The following is a 21,390-nucleotide window of genomic DNA, read 5'->3' as shown; positions in this document are numbered from 1 at the left end:
AAGACGCAGGACCGGCCCAGGAGTTCGATCCGGATGATGTGAACTGGGTCACAGCCACGGTGCGGTCTTCGGCCGGCCCGGCCTCCACGTCGAAGGTCTACGGACTCGCCCTGCGCACCGGCGGACATGAATCCGGAACCCGGTCCGCGAGTTGACCTGAAGGGATCACCGAGCGGCGGATGTCGAGCCGATCTCCACCACGCGAGCCCACGTGGGCGGTGTGTCGGGGACGTACTCGGGATTGTCCTCGTCGTGCGCCCCGGAGTCGTACGGCGCGGAGTCGTACGGCCGAGGGAACAGGCCCACCACCGTCCGGCAGGACGGCTGCGCGCTCGGCCAGGGTGTCTGACCGTCGGTCAGGACCACGATCACGTCCGGCCGCGGCCGGGCACGGAGCGCCTTGGCGAAGCCCGTGCGCAGATCCGTGCCCCCGCCGCCGAGCAGCGGAATCCCCTCGGCACGGCACAACGGGTGCACGACCTCGGCGGCCGCGTCGCACGGCAGTACGGAGACCAGGTCCCGGCGGCCGCCCACGGCACGGGAGATCGCGGCAACCTCGCGGAGCGCACTGCCCAGTTCGGCGTCGCTGACCGAGCCGGAGGTGTCGATGATCACGGAGACCCGGGGCGGCCTGCGCCGAAGACTGGGGAGCACCACGCCCGGCACCCCGGCCGACCTGCGTGAGGGACGGCCGTAGCTGTAGTCCTGGCCCGCGCCGGAGCCCGAGGTCGCCGAACGGATCGCCGCGCCCAGCAACTCCCGCCACGGCTGCGGTGGTTGGAACGCCTCCTCGGCCCAGCGCTGCCACGCCTTGGGGGCGTTCCCGGGACGGCCCTTGATGCCCTGCGCCACCCGGAACCGAACGGCGTCGCGTTCCTGGGCGCTGAGGCCGTGCGCACCGTTCGGCCCCAGCTCCCACTCCCTGTCCAGACCGTCCGCCCCACTGCCGCAGTCCAGCCAGGCGTGGCTCTGCGTGCGCGGCCCGAGCCGGAACTGCCGCAGGTAGTCCTCCATGAGCTGCCCCTCCGGCAGCCCCAGGGAGCCCGGCTCGACGACGTCCTGGGGCCAGGCCAGCCCGTCGCCGTACACGTCGTCGTTGATCTCGCAGTCCGCGGCGATGTTCATACGCAGCCGTTCCCCGGGGCCGGTCAGACCGCGCTCCCTCGCGACCCTGTCGCTGCGCCCGTGGTGGTCGCGCAACAGATGCGACACCTCGTGCACCCACACACCGGCCAGTTCCTCCACCGGCGTGTGATCCACGAACGCCGGTGAGACGTAGCACCGCCAGTGCCGGTCGACGGCCATCGTCGGCACCGAACGCGACTCCACGGTGTGCAGGGCGAACAGCGCCGTCGCCAGGTAGGGCCGGGCCCGGGCCGCCTGCAGTCGGGCGGCGAAGAGCTTGTCGAGGTCCAGCGCCCTCGTCGGCTCCGGGATCACCGGCTCGCCTTGGTTGCGACCGCGGCCCGGGCCGCCGCCCGGTCCGCCCGCCGGGAGATGGACACCGCCCCGGCCAGCCGCTCGATCGATGCCGGAACGTCCCAGTCCTGCTGTCGCAGCGAGGCGAGAGTGGTCGCGGGGACGACCACCAGGTCCGGGGATCCGGTGTCCAGCGCCCGCACCAGGAGCGCCCACGCGGCGTCCCAGCGCGCCTTGTCCGGGCGCTTGCGGACGGCGGCCACGACACCGTCCAGCACGGCCTGCCGCAGATCCCCCCGCTCGGGAAGGACGGCGGACTCCGGCTCGGCGAGCAGCAGTTCGGGGTCCGGCAGGTCCATACGGTCCAGACCGGCCAGCAGTTCCAGACCGGGGCCGTCCCCCACAGTTCCCCTGACCAGCAGGGACAGCACCTCCCGTGAGGAGCCGGCCGCGGTCGCGAAGGCGATCAGACACAGGGTCATCTCCCAGCTCCGCGGAGACGGCCAAGGTCCGCCCCGACGCGTCTCGTTGCTGGGCAGCCGGTGTACGAGTCCGGGGCGGGCGGAGAGGAGTTCGCACACCGCGCGGCGGGCGAAGCGCACGGCCTCCGGCAGCCGCTCCGGATCCAGCCGCGGCAGAGTGGCCCGCGGCCATGTCCCGCCGAGGCCCCGGACCACCACGTCGTGGTCGTGGGTCCACTGGAGATGGACGAACCGGTTGGCCAGGGGCGGGCTCAGCTCCCAGCCGTCGGCCGCCGAGGACCGCGGATTGGCGGCGGCCACGATACGTACGCCGGGCGGCAACTGCAGGTCACCGATGCGCCGTTCGAGTACGAGGCGAAGCAGCGCGGCCTGCACGGCGGGAGGCGCGGTGGACAACTCGTCCAGGAACAGCAGCCCGCGGCCGGCCCGTACCAGCCGGACGGCCCAGTCCGGCGGGGCCATCGGGACGCCCTGTTCCGCGGGATCGTCGCCGATGACGGGCAGCCCGGAGAAGTCCGACGGCTCGTGCACGCTGGCGATGACGGTGGTCAGTGGAAGGTCCAGGGACGCGGCGAGCTGTGTCAGGGCCGCGGTCTTGCCGATACCCGGCTCGCCCCACAGGAGGACGGGCAGGTCGGCGGCGACGGCCAGTGTCAGGGCCTCCAGCTGGATGTCGGGGCGCGGTTCCGTGGTGGTGTCGCGCAGGCGGGCCAACAGGTCGCCGGCGATGTCCAGTTGGGAGATGTGCGTCGGGTCGGAGGGTGCGTCGGGCGCGGCGAACGGGCTGTATGAGGGCATGTTTGATCACCTGAGGGTTCGTGGAGCGGCGAGTAACGGCAGGGGCGAGCAGGGGGCAGGAGGGAGGGAGGACAGGGGCGAGCCGAGGACAGGGGCGAGCGGAAGCCAGGGAAAGACGCCCCTGGATCAGCGGCCGGTCGTGTGGCGTGGACGGGAGCGGTGGCCGGGAGGGCGAGGCGGACTCGGGCGGACGCGGCCGGGTCCCGGGCCGGCGAGGTCCGCCCGGAAGAGCCCGTAGAGGATGCGCCGCCGCGCGGCCGCCTCCAGTTCGTCCCGTAGCGCGCCGTCGCGCAGCAGTGCGTCGGGGCCCAGCAGGCCCTCGACGACGGCCAGTGCTCCGGCGATGTCGCCGTGGTGGAGGCGTTCTTGGACTCCGGTGAGGCAGTCCGGATGGCGATGGGCCGTGTCGATGGTCTGGAGGCAGGGGAGTGGTGTGCCGGTCAGCTCGGCCAGGAGTTCTTCCCGACGGATCTCGGCAGGGTCGTGATCCAGCGGGGACAGGACGCCGTCGACCAGGCCGATCCGGTGCTGTTCTCCCCGGCACTCCACGAGGTGCGGTTGCCCCGGCGCGGCGGGTGCCTGCCCGGCGGCCCCGGAGGGACCTTTCAGGCAGGGACCTTTCGGGGACTGGTCCGGTGCCAACGCCGAAGCGACCAGCGGGTGCAGCCGATCGATCCCGATCGAACCACTGCGGATCAGTTCCAGGTCGGGCAGTGTCCAGGTCGCCGCGTCGGGCAGGACCGGCAGCGCGGCGGCGGCCCCTCTCGTGCGCGCCACCGCGACGGTGAACCCGGGCTGCCCCGGGCCCTCACCGTCCGCGACCAGGTCCAGCAGCAACCGCTGCCCGGACCCCAGCCGCACGGCGACGGTACCGGTGGACCTTCCCTCGGCGCGGAGCAGTATCCCTGCCTCGGCGGCCCACCGGTCGACGGCACAACGCGGATCCCACGGCACCGGCTCCCGCACATCCGGGTTCACCGGGAGAAGGCCCTCGCCGGTCGGGGTCCGATCGGCCCCCGACCGGACCCGCAGCTCGTCGCTCCTGCGCGCGTCCCACAGATGACGGTGCAGATCGAGACGGAACCGCCGGTTCGGACGGGGATGCGGGTGACGGAGGGCGCCGGCGTCGGCGTGGGATCCGTCCCACAGCGCGAGGCTGACGCGCTGACCGGCATCCGCCCAGGCGGGCGCCGTCCGGACCACCAGAGTCACCGGGCCAGGGCCGTCACGCGTGCCCAGGCCGTCACGCTCCACCGCGTCGTACCGCGTCAGAGCGATCGTCAGGCCGGGGCGCAGCAACCCGTGGGGAGCGATCCTCGGCATGTGCCAGCGCAACAGGTCAGGCGCCAAGTGGCGTAGATCCGCGCGGATTTGGGCGGCGAGATCCCGGCCTCGGGTGCGAGCCAGGGATCGCAGATCGAGATCGACGTCGATGCCCGCGGCGGCACACGCCCCTGCCCAGTCCCCGGCGAGGCGACGCGCGGTGGCAGTCTCGATCATGGAGGGCGGCACGGCGAACTCTCGCACGCGCGGCCAGAAGGAAAGGCGGAGATCCTCGTACGCGGTGTCAGTGAGCATCAGCACTCACCTTGCGCGGACGGGACCCCCATTCTGTCAACAGAGTGAGTCGTCATCGCGAGCGACAGTATCGCCCTCCCGTCGACCTGTCAGGTGGTTTTCCGTGGCAGTCAGTTCCGGCCACCTGGATCGGCGAGGGCATCGAGCACGGCGGCCACGGCCTGCCGCAGCCGCGAGGACGGGTCCGAGGTGAGGGTCTCCAGCCGTTCGTGCAGCGCCTCGCGGTCTGGCGGGAGCGCGAAGCCGAACTTGAGCCACTGCTCGAGAGCGAGCGCGGCGCTGTAGCGGACCGGCTCCTCAGGGTCGTCGAGCCCCCGCACCAAGAGGCGTACGTCCTCCTCGGATCCGTATCTGCCGCGACCGGGGGCATCAAGGTCCTCCGGGACGAGCAGCCTGAGCACCGCGGCCCTGACCTCGGCCGCCTCGGCACTGTGGGCCAGGCGCCGCAGGGCCGGCAGTGCGTCGGGCAGCCCGATCAGGGCGTAGCCGGTCCGGTAGGCGGTGCTGGGCTCCGACGCGAGGCGATCGACCAGAACGTGTGTCACGGGCCAACGTTCCCAGAGGCGCAGCCCTCTGTAGACGGCTGCGCCCAGGCCGTCGACGGCACCTTCCTGCACGTCCGCGTCCGGGTCGTCGAGCAGCGGGAGCAACTGCCACACGGCGTCCCATCTCCCGCACTCGCCAATGGCTTTCGCGGCGGCGGCACGCGTCGGTCCCGGTACCGCCTTGTCGTCGATGACGCCGCGCAGGAGTTCCACGGCCGTTCCGGTGTCCACCTCTCCCAGCGCGCGAGCGGCCGCCGGACCGGCCACGGGGTCGCGAAGCCATCGCCGTGCCGGGCCGATCAACTGCCGGTCGTCCGGCTGTTCCAGCATGCCCAGCAGACGCGCCGCCACGGCCGGGCTCTGTTCGGTGTCAAGAGTTGCGGCAAGGGCGTCACGAACCTGCGGCGTCTCCATGTCGGACAGCCGTCGCGCCACCGCGATCCGTACGTCGGGGGACGGGTCGCGCAACCCCGCGAGCAGCGAGTCGAGCAGCCGCTCGTCGCACTGGCGCGGCAGCAGCGTGAGCGCCTCCGTGCGTGCGGCGGCGTCGCCCTCCCGGGCTGTCCGGATCACCTCGGCCTTCACGGCCGGATCCTCCCTCAGGTCGTAGATCAGACTCCGTGCCCGTCCCCACACGGCGCCGTCCGGATCGCCGAGCAGGCTCACCAGCGCCGGGACATCGCCGGGTGCGCCCAATGCCGTCAGCCCGACGAGAGCGTTGATACGGACGTGGTACTCAGGGTCCTTGAGCAGCTCCGCGAAGGCCCGTACGATCCCGTCGCCGCGAAGCTCGAGGTGGATCGCGGCGAGCGAGGCCCTGCGGCGTACCCATGGATCCATGTCGCCCATCAGGAGCGGCAACACATCCCTGCCCGCCTCTGGAACCCCGAGCCGGCCGAGGCCGATGGCCGCGGCCTCGCGCACCTGGGGCACCGGGTCACCGGCCGTCTCGGCGAGCACCCAGGCGTGCTCGCGACGGCCGACCCTGCCCAGCCCCTTCGCCGCCGCCACGCGACGCTGCGTGTTGCGTCCCGCCAACTCCCGCAGGAAGAAGGCGATCTGGTGTTCCGATCCCATGTTGCACCCCGGAAAGGAAGACTTCCGAGCAGCTCGGAGGTTGTACGGCGGGCGGGTCCGCCGACGATCACAGGGCGCGGGCGAAGGAGTCGAGAACGGCGAAGTCGGTGTCGAGCAGCCCGATCCGGGCGTCGACATGATGGAGAAGCGCCGGGCTCCCGTGGTGCGAGGCGACGAACGCGCGGTCGGTGTCGTCGAGATCGTCGTCGACCCAGGCGAACGGGCGGCCCTCGGCGTGCGCGACGAGGTGACGGGTCTTCCAGAACGTGCCGTCCGGGCGTATGTCATGTGTCGTCGGCCAGTCCACGACCGGCAACCGGGGAAGGCCGATGACAGGCCCGATGAACGTGTTGGCCTCCGCGCCCCAGGTCGTCGCCCACACCAGGTCGTACCGCTCGCCCAACTCCCGTAGACGGGAACCGTGTTCGGGGTTGAGCCAGACCCGGAGGGGCTTTACGTAGGCCCGCGGCGTGCCGGGGTGCTGGGCGATCCAGCCCTCGGGCTTCATCCGATGCGTGGCATAGCCCGCGGGTCGCCGGTGCGGCTTGGCGGCGTAGGGGTTGAGCGGCCCGTCCACGTCGAGGTAGAGAAGCGGCCGGTTCATGCCGTTGCCCCCTTTTCCATCGCTGCTCCCGCCTCGCGACTGGCTCGTCTACGCGCCCCCCGGCCAGGTGGCGGTCACCAGCCAGAGGCGGGCCGTCAGCCGTACGCCGGTGTCCGACTCGTAGGCGCGAAAGGCGTCGACGGCCGCGAGCCGGGCGCGCTCCGTGGCCTGCGGGTCGGTGTCCCGCAGCCAGTGCCGCATGGGGCCCCAGCCGAAGAGGAAGTGCGCGGCGTCCTCCGCGTCCTCGCCCCACAGCTGTGTCCGTTCGATCGCCTCGGCGCCGGCGTCCTCGAAGCCGGCGTCGCGCAGTACGCCCGTGGTGCGTTCGGGGTCGGCGAAGGAGGCGGGGCCGGTCTTCGTGTCCTGGGACAGGTCGGGCAGGGGCACATGCTCGGCGACGGCCGCGAGGACGACGGACTGTTCCATACGGCTGAAGGCCTGCGGACAGACGAAGGCGAGGCGTCCGCCCGGCCGCAGAGCCCGTCCGATGTTGGCGAACGCGGCCACCGGATCGGCGAAGAACATCACCCCGAAGCGGCTGAGCGCCACGTCGAAGCCCGCCTCGGGAAAGGCATACACCTGCGCGTCGCCCTGTACGAAGGAGACGTTGTCGATCCCTTCCTCGGCGGCGCTCGCCCTGGCCCGCTCCAGCATCGGCACGGACAGATCGACGCCGAGGGCACTGGCTCCTCGGTCGGCCGCGAGGCGGGTGACACGTCCGTTGCCGCAGCCGATGTCGAGGACCGCGTCCGTGTCCTTGATGCGGGCGGCGGCCAGGAGAGGCCCGTTGGCGGCGTCGTTGAGATTGTCGTAGCGCGTCTGGTGGTCGGCCCAGTGGGTGCCCTCATAGCCGTTCCAGGCCTCGGCCTGATGCGTGTTCACGATCGTCTCGTCCGTCATACGTACATGGTGACGCCCCGCTTTGTCCCGTGTCACCGCGTCGGGGCCGGGCACGGGGGCGGCGTCAGACGCATGCGGCCGATTGGGACTGCTCACGGTGTGCCCGGTTCGCGGCCATCAGACCGTCCAGGGCGTCGCGGGTCTGAACGAGTTCCGCGATGTGCGCGGTGAGCCGGTCGCGTTCCTGGCCCATGCGTTCGAGGGCGGCGTCCGAGTTCTCATCGCTGGGCGAGTCGACGCAGGGGAGCAGTTCGGTGATGGTCCGGCTGGACAGACCTGCCGCGTACATCCGCTGGATGAAGGTGACGCGCTCGGCCTCGTGGTCCGTGTAGTGCCGCTGACCACTGGCACTGCGGGTGCTGGTGAGCAGGCCCTGTTCCTCGTAGTAGCGCAGGGACCGGACGCTGACGCCGGCCCTTTCGGCGAGCTCTCCGATGCGCATGCCGTTCTCCCCGCTCCCCGTTGTTACCTGCGCCACAGGCCTTGCCTCTGACATCAATGTCAGGTTTTAGCGTAACCGCTGTGCCCGGCACCGGGTACAGCGGATCGCGAAGGAGTCTTGAAAGTGAAGAGCCTGTTCCAGCGCCATCAGCTCGGCGAACTGACGCTGCCCAACCGCGTCGTGATGGCCCCCATGAGCCGGGTGAGGGCCGCTTCCGGTGGCCTGGCGACGCCGTCGATGGCGACCTACTACGCCCAGCGTGCGACCGCCGGTCTTATCGTGACCGAGGGCGTCCAGCCGAGTCTGATCGGGCAGTCCAACCCGGGCACGCCCGGTCTGCACACCGAGGAGCAGCAGGCCTCGTGGCAGCCGGTGACGGACGCCGTGCACGCCAACGGCGGGCGGATCTTCGCCCAGATCATGCACGGCGGGCGCGTGTCGCATCCCGACACCACGGGCATGCGGCCCGTCGGCCCCTCGGCCGTGCCCGCCGTCGGCGAGGTGTTCACGCCGACCGGACCCCAGCCGGTCCCCGTGCCCCGCGCGCTGGAGACCTCGGAAGTCCCGGCGCACGCCCGCTCGTACGCCGACGCGGCACGTCGGGCCGTGGACGCGGGATTCGACGGAGTGGAACTGCACGGCGCCAACGGATACCTGATCTCGCAGTTCCTCTCGTCCAACGCCAACCTGCGCACGGACCGGTACGGAGGCTCCGTGGCCCACCGGATCAGGTTCGCCGTCGAAGCGGTGTCCGAAACGGTCGACGCGGTCGGCGCGGCGCGCACGGGCATCCGGCTCTCCCCGGGCGGGACCTTCTGGGGTGTGCGGGAGACCGAGGTCACGGAGCTCTACACCGCCCTGCTGGCCGAGTTGGCGCGGCTGGAGGTGGCGTTCGTCCATCTCGAAGCGACCACGGACGAAGAGGTGCTGGTGGCGCTTCGCCGCGCCTGGCCGGGCACGCTCGTCATGAACCCGGTCCTCCCGATGGGCCCCAAGCAGACCGGCCGTTCCGAGGCCGACCACTGGCTCGGTCTGGGCGCGGACCTCATCAGCTTCGGCCGCGCCTTCATCGCCAACCCCGACCTGGTGGAACGCCTGCGCACGGGTGTGCCTGTCGCGCCCGTCGACGAGGCGACCTACTACCAGGGCGGCGACGCGGGATATCTGACGTATCCGGCGTACCAGTACAGCGCCTGACACAAATGGTCTGACACCGGTGGTCTGACCGGGCAGTCCGACGGGGTGGCTAGCGCGAGTGGCTAGCGCGGGTGGCTCGCGAGGCGGCGCGCCGCTCGCCCGGTTCCCACGCCCTGCATCCGGTCGCCTCGGTCAGGCGATGTCGCGGTCCAGTTCGTCGAGTCGGCCGGTCTCCAGGTGCGCGATGTCACCGCCCGAGTCCAGGGCCGCGTCGAGGAGGAGGGCGAGTGAAGTGCCGTACACCGGGACCTCGTTCGGCTCGTCGACGAGACGGAAGCGCGGGCGGGTCGTCTCCGTGCCGTCGGACGGTACTTCCTCGATCCGGCAGACGACCCAATGGGTCGTCCCTGTGCGGGAGTTGTCGACCGCGCCGAGACTCCGACCGTCCGCGAGGTCGATGACGACGGCGATCGAGTGGGCGCGGTGGCCTCGCCACACCGTGCGGCGGTCGGCGATCGGCCGGAGTCGCCAGGCGCCGTCGAACAGTGTCGCGGAGCCGACACGACTGTAGAGCGCCACCACGTCCGCGCACCCCTCGAACCAGAGCCCGTCCGGGGACTGCGCGGGGGTGGTGGCGTGGTCACGCACGATCCGGTCGACCACGTCGTCCATCTCGACCGCCGCCGGCGCGAGGTGCCAGCCGGCCACCGGCCGCAGCGATCCGTCGTCGTCCTGGCCGACACCCACGAGCCCGGCATGCAGGGCGACCACTCGATTGTCGCCTCCCACCCGGTCGTTGATGTGGACGACCAGCCGTGACAGCGTCGCCGGCACGTCGTCGCTGCGCACGCCAGGGCCCTGGTAGAACATGCCGTCGAGGGTCAGGTCGCGTGGTTCGTCGAGGGGAAGCTCCAGCAGCGGATTCGGCCTCGTGGCGGCACCGTGGCGGGTCAGGTACGGATAGAAGCGCGCGATCCACCCGGTGACCACCTCGCCGCCATAGGCGTCGACCGGACTGTAGATGCGCCGCCAGAACGCGGTGTCCACGTCGCCTGCCGCGGCACGCACGAACTGGTCGGCTATCGGGACGAGCGACCGGCACCACGTCTCCGGGCCCAGCTCGGCGACCACGTCCAGCCGTGCGCGAATCCGCTGCCAGTCCTCGACCGTGCCGGTCAACGTGACCGACGGGATGCCGCACACGAAGGTCATCCAGACGGCGAAGTACGGCGCGTACGCGTCGAGCATGACGATGCGTCCCGCGACCCGTTCGACGTCGGTGCTGGTGGAGAAGTCGCACTCGAAGAGGTCGGCGGTCGTACCGGTGCCTTCGATCTCCGCCGCGAGCAGTTTGTGGAACAACTCCACAGCGTCCTGCCAGGAGTTCGGGTCGTGCGGCAGCTGCCCGTCGACGGCCACGGTGAGCCGTTTACGACCCGCGTGACGCACCAGCCGCGGCCGCAGCTCCTCGGCATGCAGACGGATGTGCTGGGCAAGGCCCTGCGCGATCGTCAGCCACACCGCGTCCGGAGTCAGCACGAGCCGACGATGATCCGCGAACGCGCGCCCCACCGCCCCGAGCAGCGGATGCACCCCATTCGGCTCGACAACCGGCACACTCGGGTCCCCACCGACCGCGAGCGCACCCACGACCAGCTCCCCGAGAGGCCGGGTCGGCAACGGCTCGACGGAAGGCGTCACATCGTCGATCTCGAAGGTCACCATCGCGCGATTCTATGGAGCTTGGAGCTCCCGGCACCTCGGTGATCAGTTGGCCGTGCTCGTGGACGCGGGGGAACAGGCCGCGTACGTACACGAGGCCCGGACGGCACCTGACCGTGGACTGGCTGGAAACCCCTTGGGGCCCGGCCTACCTGGACGCGTCCCACTCCTCCACCGCGATCGCCCGAGCAGTGGTCAGGTCAGGGCGTCCTCCGGCCCGCCGTCGTTCTCCTCCACCGGTGGCATGAAGGCTCGTAGCCACCGTTCCGTCTGGGCGACGTGGGCCTCGGCCGCGCCGGCGGCGGCGCCCGGGTCGCGGTCGGCGATCGCCGTGGCGAGGACGCGGTGGTCGGCGTCGCTCTTGCGTCGCATCTCGGGGCCTTCGGGAAGGGTGAAGACCTGGTACTTGCGGGAGCGGGCGCGGAAGACCGCGAGCAGGGAGGCGAGCGTGGGGTTCTCGGCGGCCCGCGCCACCTCGGCGTGGAAACGGTGGTCGAGCTCCGAGGCCTCGGTGGGGTCCTCGGTGGCCTCCATGGACTCGATGAGGGAGTAGAGCGTCTTCACCGTCTCGGGGGTCCGGCGCGCGGCGGCCTTCGCGGCCACGTGCGCCTCCAGTACCCGCCGGATCTCGTAGACCTCCAACAGGCCCGACAGCGGCAGGAGTTCGAGGGTCAGCGACAGACTTCCGATGACGTCCTCGGGGCGGAGCTGGGAGACGTACGTGCCCGAACCGTGTCGCGGCTCCACCACACCGAGCGCCGCGAGCATCCGTACGGCCTCGCGCAGCGGGCCCCGCGAGACGCCCAGTTCCTCGCCGAGCTCGGCCTCGGGCGGGATGCGGTCTCCCGGGCCCAGACGCCCCGTCGCGATCATGTGACGCAGACCGTGGAACGCCTTGTCGACTGCGGACATCCGATTCCTCCCCTGACGGGCCGGCGGCACCACCGAGACCCTCGGGCACTGTAGTCAGTCATCTGATGTCTCGGATGTATCGGCCGGGAGTCATCTGATGACTTTCGCTGCACGACCCTTGCGAGGCCGGAAAACGCCTGCCAGGATGCCGAGTCATCATACGTGTCGCCGTCATCCTCTGATGTCTGGTGGCACTCGGGTTCGGTAGATGTGGAGTGATGTGAGCGAGACCGAGGTCACCACCGCCCCGCGTCCCCTGCTGCTGGCGGACGGCCGGCCCGCCGCCAGGGCGTGGTCGCTGGACCCCGTCATGAAGCACCTGAACCACGGCTCGTTCGGGGCGGTCCCGCTGGTGGCGCAGGAGCGGCAGAACGAACTGAGGGCCGAGATGGACAGCTCCCCGGTGGTGTGGTTCCCCGCGCTGCCGCAGAAGATCGCCGACGCGCGGGTCGACCTCGCGGCCTTCCTGCGGGCCACCCCCGACGACCTCGCCCTGGTGCCCAACGCGAGCGCCGGAGTGAGCGTCGTACTCAACGCTCTACCGCGCCGACGCGGCGGCGCGATCGTTGTCACCGACCACGGCTACGGAGCCGTGACCATGGGCGCCGAACGGCTGGCCCGCCGCTGGGGCGGCGAGGTCCGCACCGCCCGGGTGCCGCTGGACGCGGACGAGGAGCAGGCGTACGAGGCCGTGATGGCGGAGGTCGACGACGCCACGGATCTGATCGTCGTCGACCAGATCACCTCGGCGACCGCCCGCCGGATGCCGGTGGAGCGGATCGGCGCGGAGGCCGCGCGGCTCGGGATCCCCCTGCTCGTGGACGGTGCGCACGCCCCCGGTCTGATCGAGGCTCCGCTCGACGGCCTGACGTGCGACTTCTGGGTCGGCAACCTGCACAAGTGGGGCTGCGCGCCGCGCGGCACCGCCGCTCTGGTCGCCCGGGGCACGCAGCGCGAGGACCTCTATCCGCTGATCGACTCCTGGGGCGCCCCCGACCCCTATCCCGACCGGTTCGACCAGCAGGGCACGGTCGACGTCACCGGCTACCTCGCCGCGTCGACAGCGCTGGACTTCGTCGACCGCACCTGGGGCTGGGACACCGCACGCCAGTACATGGACGACCTGGCCGGCTACGCCGAGCGCCTCGTGGGAGCCGCCTTCGCCGAACTGGGCGCAGTCCCCGGCACCGTCGACGTGGGCATGCCCGTCCCCGGCATGCGGCTCGTGCGGCTGCCCGAGGGGCTGGCCGCCGGCCGGGTCGAGGCGGACGCGCTGCGCGACCGGGCGGCCCGCGAACTGGGCGTGGAGGCGGCCTTCACCAGTTTCGACGGCATCGGCTACATGCGGCTGTCCGCACACGTCTACAACACCGCCGCCGACTACGAGTACTTCGCCGAGGACTGCGTCCCGGTCATCGGCGAATGGGCCCACGCGGCCCACTGAAAGCCCGGCGCGTCGACGGCGCGACACCGCGACTCCTCAACACCGCGATCCAACATCGCGATTCCCCGACACCACGGCCCCCGACACACGGCTCACGGCTCCCCCCGAAGCCGCAGCCGGTACGTCCGTATCCAAGGAAGAGGTCGGCACGATGAGTAGAAGGACGGCAGCTCTCGCCCTCGGCACCGCCGCCACCATGGTCCTGACCGGCTGCTCCGCCATGAGCGGCGGAGAAGCCGACGGGACGGTCACCCTCAACATGGTCGAGAGCCTGACGAACCCCGCCCGCACGGACCTGCTGAAGAGCCTGATAGCGGACTTCGAACAGCAGAACTCCAAGATCAAGGTCAATCTGATCTCGCCGCCCACCGAGCAGGCGGACCAGAAGATCCAGCAGATGCTCCAGTCCGGCAGCGGCGTGGACACCCTCGAAGTACGGGACACCACCGTGGGCCCCTGGTCGAACAACGGCTGGCTCCACGACATGAAGAAGGACCTCAAGCCCTGGAAGGGCTGGGAGGCGATGACGGAGAACGCGGTCAAGGCCTCCGAGACCGCCGACGGCAAGACGTACTTCGTCCCGTACGGTTTCTACGGCCTGAGCGTCTTCTACCGCACCGACCTGATCAAGGAGGCCGGCTTCGACAAGCCCCCGGCCACCTGGGACGAGCTGCTCGAACAGGCCTCCGCCATCCACGATCCGGCCAAGCGCCGGTACGGCTACGCCTTCCGCGGCGGGGCCAACGCCAACGGCAACGCCACCGCCGTCATCGAGGCGTACGTCGCCGACAAGATCGACCCGGCCGACGGCTTCAAGGTGAAGGACGGCAGCACGATCTTCGCCGCCCCCGAGGCGGTCGACGCGATGAAGACCTACCTCAAGCTCTTCAAGGAGGCGTCCCCCAAGTCGTCGGTCTCCTGGGGCTATCCGGAGATGGTCGAGGGCTTCTCCAACGGCTCAACGGCCTTCCTGCTGCAGGACCCGGAAGTGATCGCCACCGTCTCGGAGTCCAAGGCGATCGCGAAGGACCAGTGGGACACCGCCCCGCTGGTGGCGGGGCCCAGCGGCAAGACCGTACAGCCGCTCGCCACCGCCGGCTGGGGGATCGCGGACGGCAGCAAGCACAAGGCAGAGGCCGTCAAACTGGTCGAGTTCCTCTCCGAGGGCAAGGCGTCGACGGCCTTCACCAAGAAGAACAGCCTGGTGCCGATCCTCAAGTCGGCGACCGAGGACCCCTTCTACAAGACGGGCCCCTGGTCCAGCTACGTCACCATGACGGAGAACCCGGACACCTACCTCAACGTCAGCCAGCCGCGCGGTGTCGCCTGGTGGGCGGAGTGGCAGCAGAAGGCCGACGCGGACATCCAGAAGATGGTGCTGGGCAAGACGACTCCCGAGAAGCTGCTGGACGGCTGGGACGCGTACTGGACCGAGAAGCGGCAGCAGGAGAACTAGCCATGCCCACCGCGTCCGACACGACGGAAACGACGAAATCGGCGTCGGCGGGGCCCTCCGGAACAGGGGGTACCCCGCACGGCCGCGGCACGCAACGAGGCCGTCGCAAGCCGGAGTTCACCGCCCGGCGCGGCTTCCTGATCGCCGCCTTCATGACACCGGCCGCGGTGTTCGTGGCGGTGTTCACCTACTACCCGATGATCGCCGGCAGCCAGATGGCCTTCCGCAACTGGAAGCTGACGGACCTGACCGACACCTCCTGGGTGGGCCTGAAGAACTTCCGCGACGTCTTCGCCGACCCCGCCTGGGGCACCGTGCTGGGCAACACCGGGATCTGGGTGTTCGGTTCGATCGTGCCCCAACTGGTGATCGGCTTCGCCCTCGCGCTGTGGCTGCGCAGGAAGTTCCGCTTCCGGGGCCTCTACCAGGCGCTCATCTTCTTCCCCTGGGCGATCTCCGGCTTCCTCATCGGCATCCTGTTCCGCTGGATGTTCAACAGCGAGTTCGGCGTCGTCAACGACCTGCTGCAGAAGGCCGGGTTGATCGACGAGCCGGTCGCCTGGCTGGCCGACCCGCAGACCGCGATGTTCGCCGTCGTGGTCGCCAACATCTGGTACGGCGTCACCTTCTTCACCATCATGATCCTGGCCGCGCTGCAGTCCATCCCCGAGGAGCTGTACGAGGCGGCGGCACTGGACGGCGCGGGCAAGGTGCGCACCCTCTTCCAGATCACCATTCCGTACATCCGGGTCACGCTCGCGCTGACCGTCCTGCTGCGTGTCATCTGGATCTTCAACTTCCCCGACCTGATCTTCGGGATGACCGGCGGCGGGCCGAACAACGAGACGCACATCGTGACCACCTGGATGATCAAGATCACTCAGCAGGGCGACTACGGCAGGGCCTCCGCGCTCGGGCTCATCGTCGTCGCCACGCTGCTGGTGTTCGCGGTCTTCTTCCTCCTGGCCACGCGTGAGAAGCGAGAGGTGAAGTCGTGATCGGCAAGGAGTCCACGGCGGGCCGGGCCACCAAGTTCACCTTCCTGGGGCTGTGGGTGGTCTTCACCGTCTTCCCGCTCTACTGGATCACCATCACGTCCCTGAAGGCGCCCGGCGACATCTTCGCCTTCCCGATCGCCTACTGGCCCGAGCACTTCTCGCTGGAGAACTACAGCGGGCTCTTCGGCAAGGCCGACTTCGGCGTCTATCTCACCAACAGCCTCCTCGTCGCGTTCGTGGCGGGCGTGGTGGCCACCGCGATCTCGATGCTGTCGGCCTACGTGCTGGCCCGTTTCGAGTTCCGCACCAAGTCGGCCCTGCTGATGGCCGCGCTGGTCACACAGATGATCCCGACCTTCATCGCGCTGGGGCCGCTGTACCTGCTCATGACCGACCTCAACCTCGTCGACAACAGGCTCGGGCTCATCCTCGTGTACGTCGCCGTGTGCATCCCCTTCTGCACCGTGATGCTCCGCGGCTTCTTCGAGAACATCCCGGACGCGCTGGAGGAGGCCGCCATGATCGACGGCCTGTCCCGGTTCGGAGCGCTGTTCCGGGTGCTGCTGCCGGTGATGCGCCCGGGGATCGTGGCCGCGTTCATCTTCAACTTCGTCAACTGCTGGAACGAGCTGTTCCTGTCGGTGACGCTGATGAACAGCGACAGCAACAAGACCGTCCCCACGGCCCTGAACGGCTTCATCTCCAGCTTCAACATCGACTGGGGATCCATGTCCGCGGCCGCGGTCCTCACCATCCTGCCCACGATGGTGCTGTTCGCCTTCGCCAGCCGCCATATCGTCCAGGGGCTCACCGCCGGTGCGGTGAAGGGCTGAGGGGCCGGCGCCGGCGCGGGGCCGCACGCGGCTCAGCCGCTGCGGCCCTCCAGTGCCGCGGCGATGTCGTCGAGGTCCTTTGCGATGGCCTTGCTGACCGCCCGCGCGCCGAGGGCGCCCATGATCTTGGCCAGAAAGCCCGCGACCCCACCGGACGCCACGGCCGAGAACGTCATGCGGACCGTCGTCGTCACCGGGCCGTCGGCTCGCAGCACCCACTCCGAGATGTAGTGCGAGCCGTGGGACTCGGCCTCCACCACATACCGCTCGGGCGGCTCGCTTGCCGTCACCCACATCTCCTCGGTGGCGTCCTTGCCGAACATGCGCCGTGTCTCACGCCACCGCGTGCCGACGCCGAAGGCGCCCTCCGTGAGGACCTCGACCTTCGAGACGCTGCTGAGGACGTGCTGCATTCCGGCCAGGTCGGTGATGGCCTCCCACACCGGTCCCTGGGCCGCGGCGATGCGCCGCTCGACGACGACACTTCTGCTGGTCATGGTTCCCATGAAAGCACCAGGGTCCGACAACGGCCTGATGACCGCATGCGGGGCCCTGCGGCCCACCCTCGCCCTCGGCCACCGACCCGAACGGTCGGGCGCCTTCTGAGGCGCCCGGCCGCGGTAGTGAATCAGCGCGTGATGTCGGCGGTGGTGGATCAGCGCGTGACGTCGAAGGACGCGGCGCGGGACACGAACGTCGTGTCCCCGTCCTTCGCCGCCGCGAGCGCCGAGACGTACCAGGTGCCCTGGGCCAGCTCGGCCTCCTCCTCCTTCGTGACCCGCAGCGTGTAGGTGCAGCGGGACGTCTCGTCCGACGTGCTCTTGCACGTGGCGCTGTCCACGGACCGGAGGTCCGCCTCGGTCGGGTCGAGCTTCGAACTCGCGGGCCACGCAAGGACCTTGAGGCTTCGGATGCCCGAGTCGTCACTCACGTCCGCGGTGAAGGTGAGCTTGCCCGCGCCGCCGTCGGACGGGGCGACGTAGCGGGCCGAGCCGTTCTTCAGGGTCGGCTCGGTGGCGGCGGAGGCCGATGCCACGGCGAAGCCACCGGCGGTAATGCCGCCTACGACGAAAACACCGATGAGCGACGACACGAGAATGCGCTTGGACATGGGAGATCCCCCTGAATTCGTTTCGGAGCAGATGCTTTTCACCTGCGCCAAGACACGGAAAGCGATGCAGGTAATGGCGATTCGAGGAAAGTAGGTGAACCACTGGTCGATCGCCTTCTCGACGGGATCGAGCTTATGGCGCGAGGCATGGCGAGATCCTCGCGCTGCGGGATGATTACCGTCTCGAACCAGAGATAGAGAAACGCGCCCGGGCAGTCCACCGGCCGTCCGTCGTCCGAGCACCGCCGCATCTGCAACCCAGGTAAGAGAACGAAATCCCCCTTCAGCCGGAGCCGGGCCGCTCACACGCGGCCATAGCCTTGATCCGCCATGAACCGAACCGATACCGATACCGACGACCGGCTGTTCCCGGTCCTGCTGATCTGTGCCCAGGCCGTGGTGTGGCCGGGCGTGGCACTGGTGCGCGGAGCCGTCCCGCCCTCGTCCTCCCTTTTTCTGGCGGCCCTGGTCGCCGGACTGGTGACGGCCGCCCTCGCTCTCCGCCGTACCCGCCCGGTCGTCACCCTCCTTGTGGTCGCCGCAGCCTGTGCGGTGGGCGCCGGTCCGCTGCCCACCGGGGCGATGGCGGTACTCGGAACCGCGGGTGTCGCGCTGGCCCTGTTCACCGTGGCGACCGAACGCGACACCTTCACCACTGTGTTGTGCGTGGTGACGCTCGCCGTCTGGCAACTGATGTACGGCCTCACCCTGCACGGCCTCAGCGACCGGAACGGACTCGACCTCGTCCTGACGGCTCTCCTGTACGCCGTCGCGTGCGGCGCAGGCCTCTTCGTACGCAGGGCCCGTCGCGCCCGGCGAACGGCCGAACAACTGCTGAGTCGGGCCGAGACAGAGCGGCACCGCCTTCCGGCGGTCGAACGGCGCCGTATGGAACGGGAGTTGCACGACGTCAGCGCCCACCATCTGACGGCCGTGGTGGTCACGGCGGGGGCGGCACTCGGGTTGCGGGACCGTCGCCCCGAAATGGCCGACGAGGCACTGGAGTTCGCGGCCGAGACCGGCCGCGAGGTCACCCGGGCACTCGGCGCGGTGCGGGCACCGGCGCCCTCGCGGGAGGACCTGCCGTCGCCGGAGGAACGGCTGCGGGGCCTGGTCGCGGGGTTCCGCCGGCTGGACCAGGAGGTGGACTGCGAGATCGACCCACTGCCGGACGGCGCCGTGGCGGACGCGGCGTACGGCATCGTGCGCGAGGCGCTGACCAACGTGGCCCGGCACGCCCCCGGTGCGCAGACGAGGGTGCTGTGCCGGTACGGCGACACGCGCACGGACGTCGTGGTCACGAGCGCGGCACCGCCGGCCGGTTCGGCGTCACACGGTGCGGGCCTCGGCGGCGGACGCGGCCAGGGCTTCCTGCGGTCCCGGGCACGGGAGGCGGGCGGCACACTGACCAGCGGCCCGACGGCGGACGGCGGTTGGGAGGTGAGCGCGGTTCTGCCCGGCCGGACCGCCGTCCCGGTGGAGCGGTCCGTTCCGTGGAGCTACCGCCTGGCGCAGGTGACGGCAGCCGTCGGCTTGTGCGTGCAGCCGCTGCTCCCGGCGCTGGTCGTCCGGACGGAAACCGCTTCGAGCAGCTCGCACGTGTCCGCGGGGGTCCTCTTCGCGTTGCTCGCCGCGGCACAGGCGGTCGCGCTGCTCTGGCTGCGCCGGGCGCCCCGCGCCGCCGAGGGCGTCCTGCTCGGTCTGGCCCTGCTCTGGCCGCCGGCGATGGCCACGGGCGAGTACACCGGTCCGGTCCTCCTGCCACCGGCGCTGAGCATGCTCGCGACCTGCGCGGCGCTGGCCGCGGACGCGGCCCGTAACGCTGCCGCCGCCTCGGACGAGACACGCCTCGCCGCAGGTCCGTCCCCTGCCGAAAACCGCCCGCGCGCAATCCTGACGGCCCTGTCGGCCCTCCCGGTCGTGGCCGTGGTGGTGCACGCGGCGGCCGCGACCACCGCCGTCATGGACCGGGGCACGACCATCGCCGCCTGGGCGGTCGCCGCCTCGGCGACGGCCGGGGCATCCCTGGTGGTCGGCGCCGCCCGCTGGGCCGGAACCCTGCGCGGGCGGCGCGACCGGGCCGCCCGTGGCACTCGGGACGAACGCCTCGCCACCTGGACCGAGGAGGCCGTCAGGGACGCGTGGGCCGAGCGCCGCCGGATCGCCGCCGGGCTGGAGACCACCGTGCTGGCGCGCACCGCAGGAATGGTCGCGGAGGCGGAGGCGGGCCGCCTCGACACGACCGCCGAACGAGCCCGCGAGGCCCTGGCCGCGATGCGCGCCCTGCTCGACACGGTCCGAGAGGGAGAGGCGGAGCCCGAGCTAAGGCCCCAGCCAACCCTTCAGGCCCTCGACCTGCTCGCTCACCAGAGCCGGGCCACCGGCCGCGACGTAGAGATACGGATGACCGATCGCGTGCCCGAGCGACTGCCTACGGCGGTGGATCTGGCCGCCTACCATGCCGCCGAGACGATGCTTGCGGCCGGCAGGGACGAGCCCGCGGTGCTCGAACTCGACGCGGACGACGGTACGTTGACGCTCACGGCCACCGGGGTACCTCGTGCCGCTCGCCCCGCCGTACGGGAGCGGCTGTTGGCGCGGGTCGCGGCGCTGGGCGGCACCCTGGCCACCGATGCGCCGGACACGCTCCGACTCCGGCTACCGCTCGTTCCGGAGCAGAGCCACGAAGAGCAGGGCTGCGAAGAGCAGAGCCACGAAGAGCAGAGCCACGAAGAGGGGGAGCGATGAGTCTCAGAGTGCTGGTCGTCGACGACCAAGGCGTCGTACGGGCGGGGTTCGCCGCAATGATCGACGCCGAGGAGGACATGACGGTCGTCGGCGAGGCCGCCGACGGCGCCGCCGCGGTACGCCTCGCCGAAGAACTGGTGCCCGACGTGGTCGTCATGGACGTCCGGATGCCCGAACTGGACGGCATCGCCGCCACCCGGATCATCACCGGCCGCCAGGACGCGCCCCGCGTCCTCGTGTTGACCACCTTCGACCTCGACTCGTACGTCTTCGACGCACTGCGCGCGGGTGCCTCCGGATTCCTGCTCAAGGACGTGCATCCCGCCGAACTGCTGCACGGCATCCGAGTGGTGGCCACGGGCGAGAGCGTGCTCGCCCCGTCCGCGACACGGCGGCTCATCGGCCACTACGCGTCCGGGGCGGGCACCGGGACCCGTGCCGACACCGGCCCCCGCGAGCTGGACAGCCTGACCGGCAGCCAACGAAACATCCTCACCCTGGTCGCGTCCGGGCTCAACAACTCGGAGATCGCCGAAGAACTCGGCATCACCGTCGGCACCGTGAAGTCCCACGTCAACGCGCTGCTGCGCAAACTCGGGCTGCGCGACCGCGTACAGGTCACGATCCTCGCGTACGACCTCGGCCTCACCCGCCCGAACCCGCCGGGCGCCCACCTGTGACGGCCCACCGGCACGCACGTCTCACGACCCGACCGGCCCGTCAGACTCGCGCCACGAATTTCACCTCGACCAGCAGCTCCGGGAAGGCCAGTCGAGGGGTGCCGATCATGGTGCTTGCCACCTGAGGGTCCGGCCGTCCGTAGGCTTCCTTCCGCACCGGCCCCGCCGCAGCGTCACCCGCATCGGCATCGACCACGTAGAGGACTTCGTCGACGACGTCGTCCAGCGACGCGTCGAATCGCTTCAACAACTCTGCCGCGTTGGCATAGCACTGGCGCAACTGTTCAGCCATGTTGGAAAAGTCAGTGACCAGCCCATCTTCATTCACAGGAGCGGGGGCGACGAGTTCAGTCCCGTCGTGTGCCACCTGGCCGGAGAGGTAAATGGTATCGCCGCGCTTTACCGCCTGAGCGTACCCGTAGCTTTCTTCCCAGGGGACTCCGAAGCTTTCGACCTGATCTGCGTCTGCCCTGCTCATGTCGCTCCGATCGTCAAAAGTGAGTT

General features: G+C 70.4%; 19 protein-coding genes. 7 read left to right on the top strand and 12 right to left on the bottom strand.

The genetic code is table 11. From position 1 onward, the window contains the following. Positions 1–165: 165 nt before the first annotated feature. The 7 genes from JEQ17_RS04390 to JEQ17_RS04360 form a co-directional block, all read right to left on the bottom strand. Positions 166–1,440, bottom strand: a complete 1,275-nt coding sequence (locus JEQ17_RS04390; RefSeq protein WP_234048060.1) for a vWA domain-containing protein — start codon at positions 1,438–1,440, stop codon at positions 166–168. Beyond that, entirely contained in the window at positions 1,437–2,699 is a 1,263-nt protein-coding gene (locus JEQ17_RS04385; RefSeq protein ID WP_200393947.1) for an AAA family ATPase, read from the bottom strand. The genes JEQ17_RS04390 and JEQ17_RS04385 overlap by 4 nt, the downstream gene beginning before the upstream one ends. A 126-nt stretch (positions 2,700–2,825) precedes the next feature. Next, positions 2,826–4,277: a hypothetical protein gene (locus tag JEQ17_RS04380; RefSeq protein WP_200393946.1), complete on the bottom strand. Its 1,452-nt coding sequence runs from the start codon at positions 4,275–4,277 to the stop codon at positions 2,826–2,828. A gap of 110 nt (positions 4,278–4,387) precedes the next feature. Next, positions 4,388–5,899: a HEAT repeat domain-containing protein gene (locus tag JEQ17_RS04375; protein ID WP_200393945.1), complete on the bottom strand. Its 1,512-nt coding sequence runs from the start codon at positions 5,897–5,899 to the stop codon at positions 4,388–4,390. Between the two features lie 67 nt (positions 5,900–5,966). Next, the gene (locus JEQ17_RS04370; protein ID WP_200393944.1) at positions 5,967–6,503 is read right to left on the bottom strand and encodes a hypothetical protein; all 537 of its coding nucleotides are present in this window, start codon (positions 6,501–6,503) and stop codon (positions 5,967–5,969) included. 48 nt (positions 6,504–6,551) lie between these two features. Further along, on the bottom strand, positions 6,552–7,403 hold the full coding sequence (locus JEQ17_RS04365) for a class I SAM-dependent methyltransferase (RefSeq protein ID WP_200393943.1): 852 nt from the start codon (positions 7,401–7,403) through the stop codon (positions 6,552–6,554). A gap of 64 nt (positions 7,404–7,467) precedes the next feature. Further along, complete coding sequence (locus JEQ17_RS04360) at positions 7,468–7,845, bottom strand: MerR family transcriptional regulator (protein WP_200393942.1); 378 nt, start codon at positions 7,843–7,845, stop codon at positions 7,468–7,470. Positions 7,846–7,968: 123 nt separating this feature from the next. On the opposite strand from JEQ17_RS04360, the gene JEQ17_RS04355 reads away from it, so the two are divergent. Beyond that, the gene (locus JEQ17_RS04355) at positions 7,969–9,042 is read left to right on the top strand and encodes an alkene reductase (RefSeq protein WP_200393941.1); all 1,074 of its coding nucleotides are present in this window, start codon (positions 7,969–7,971) and stop codon (positions 9,040–9,042) included. Between the two features lie 132 nt (positions 9,043–9,174). On the opposite strand, the gene JEQ17_RS04350 is transcribed toward JEQ17_RS04355, so the two are convergent. Both JEQ17_RS04350 and JEQ17_RS04345 read right to left on the bottom strand, forming a co-directional pair. After that, positions 9,175–10,707: a DUF4419 domain-containing protein gene (locus JEQ17_RS04350; protein ID WP_200393940.1), complete on the bottom strand. Its 1,533-nt coding sequence runs from the start codon at positions 10,705–10,707 to the stop codon at positions 9,175–9,177. 192 nt (positions 10,708–10,899) lie between these two features. Next, positions 10,900–11,616 carry a FadR/GntR family transcriptional regulator gene (locus tag JEQ17_RS04345; RefSeq protein ID WP_200393939.1) on the bottom strand — a complete coding sequence of 239 codons (717 nt, stop codon included), beginning with the start codon at positions 11,614–11,616 and terminating at the stop codon, positions 10,900–10,902. A 220-nt stretch (positions 11,617–11,836) separates the two neighbouring features. On the opposite strand from JEQ17_RS04345, the gene JEQ17_RS04340 reads away from it, so the two are divergent. From JEQ17_RS04340 to JEQ17_RS04325, 4 genes are all read left to right on the top strand, one after another. Further along, a complete protein-coding gene (locus tag JEQ17_RS04340; protein ID WP_200393938.1) occupies positions 11,837–13,060 on the top strand; it encodes an aminotransferase class V-fold PLP-dependent enzyme in 1,224 nt (407 codons plus the stop codon). 151 nt (positions 13,061–13,211) lie between these two features. Further along, complete coding sequence (locus JEQ17_RS04335; protein ID WP_200393937.1) at positions 13,212–14,516, top strand: ABC transporter substrate-binding protein; 1,305 nt, start codon at positions 13,212–13,214, stop codon at positions 14,514–14,516. A gap of 2 nt (positions 14,517–14,518) precedes the next feature. Further along, positions 14,519–15,514 (top strand): carbohydrate ABC transporter permease, encoded by a 996-nt coding sequence (locus JEQ17_RS04330; protein ID WP_200393936.1) that lies wholly within the window; start codon positions 14,519–14,521, stop codon positions 15,512–15,514. Next, complete coding sequence (locus tag JEQ17_RS04325; RefSeq protein WP_200393935.1) at positions 15,511–16,347, top strand: carbohydrate ABC transporter permease; 837 nt, start codon at positions 15,511–15,513, stop codon at positions 16,345–16,347. The genes JEQ17_RS04330 and JEQ17_RS04325 overlap by 4 nt, the downstream gene beginning before the upstream one ends. A 32-nt stretch (positions 16,348–16,379) precedes the next feature. Here the strand turns inward: JEQ17_RS04325 and JEQ17_RS04320 are convergent, their stop codons facing one another. Together JEQ17_RS04320 and JEQ17_RS04315 are read right to left on the bottom strand one after the other, a co-directional pair. Then, entirely contained in the window at positions 16,380–16,844 is a 465-nt protein-coding gene (locus JEQ17_RS04320) for an SRPBCC family protein (protein ID WP_200393934.1), read from the bottom strand. A 158-nt stretch (positions 16,845–17,002) separates the two neighbouring features. Further along, positions 17,003–17,458, bottom strand: a complete 456-nt coding sequence (locus tag JEQ17_RS04315) for a DUF5707 domain-containing protein (RefSeq protein ID WP_200393933.1) — start codon at positions 17,456–17,458, stop codon at positions 17,003–17,005. A 330-nt stretch (positions 17,459–17,788) separates the two neighbouring features. Between JEQ17_RS04315 and JEQ17_RS50455 the strand changes: the two genes are divergently transcribed. Further along, a complete protein-coding gene (locus JEQ17_RS50455; protein WP_200393932.1) occupies positions 17,789–20,206 on the top strand; it encodes a sensor histidine kinase in 2,418 nt (805 codons plus the stop codon). Continuing rightward, entirely contained in the window at positions 20,203–20,886 is a 684-nt protein-coding gene (locus JEQ17_RS04305) for a response regulator (protein ID WP_200393931.1), read from the top strand. The genes JEQ17_RS50455 and JEQ17_RS04305 overlap by 4 nt, the downstream gene beginning before the upstream one ends. 40 nt (positions 20,887–20,926) lie before the next feature. On the opposite strand, the gene JEQ17_RS04300 is transcribed toward JEQ17_RS04305, so the two are convergent. Beyond that, complete coding sequence (locus JEQ17_RS04300) at positions 20,927–21,364, bottom strand: Rid family hydrolase (protein WP_200393930.1); 438 nt, start codon at positions 21,362–21,364, stop codon at positions 20,927–20,929. Positions 21,365–21,390 lie beyond the last annotated feature (26 nt).

Origin of the sequence: Streptomyces liliifuscus (assembly GCF_016598615.1) — a bacterium.
Classification (GTDB): domain Bacteria; phylum Actinomycetota; class Actinomycetes; order Streptomycetales; family Streptomycetaceae; genus Streptomyces; species Streptomyces liliifuscus.
The sequence above is the reverse complement of the archived record's forward strand: the minus strand, read 5'-3'. Positions and strand labels throughout refer to the sequence as shown.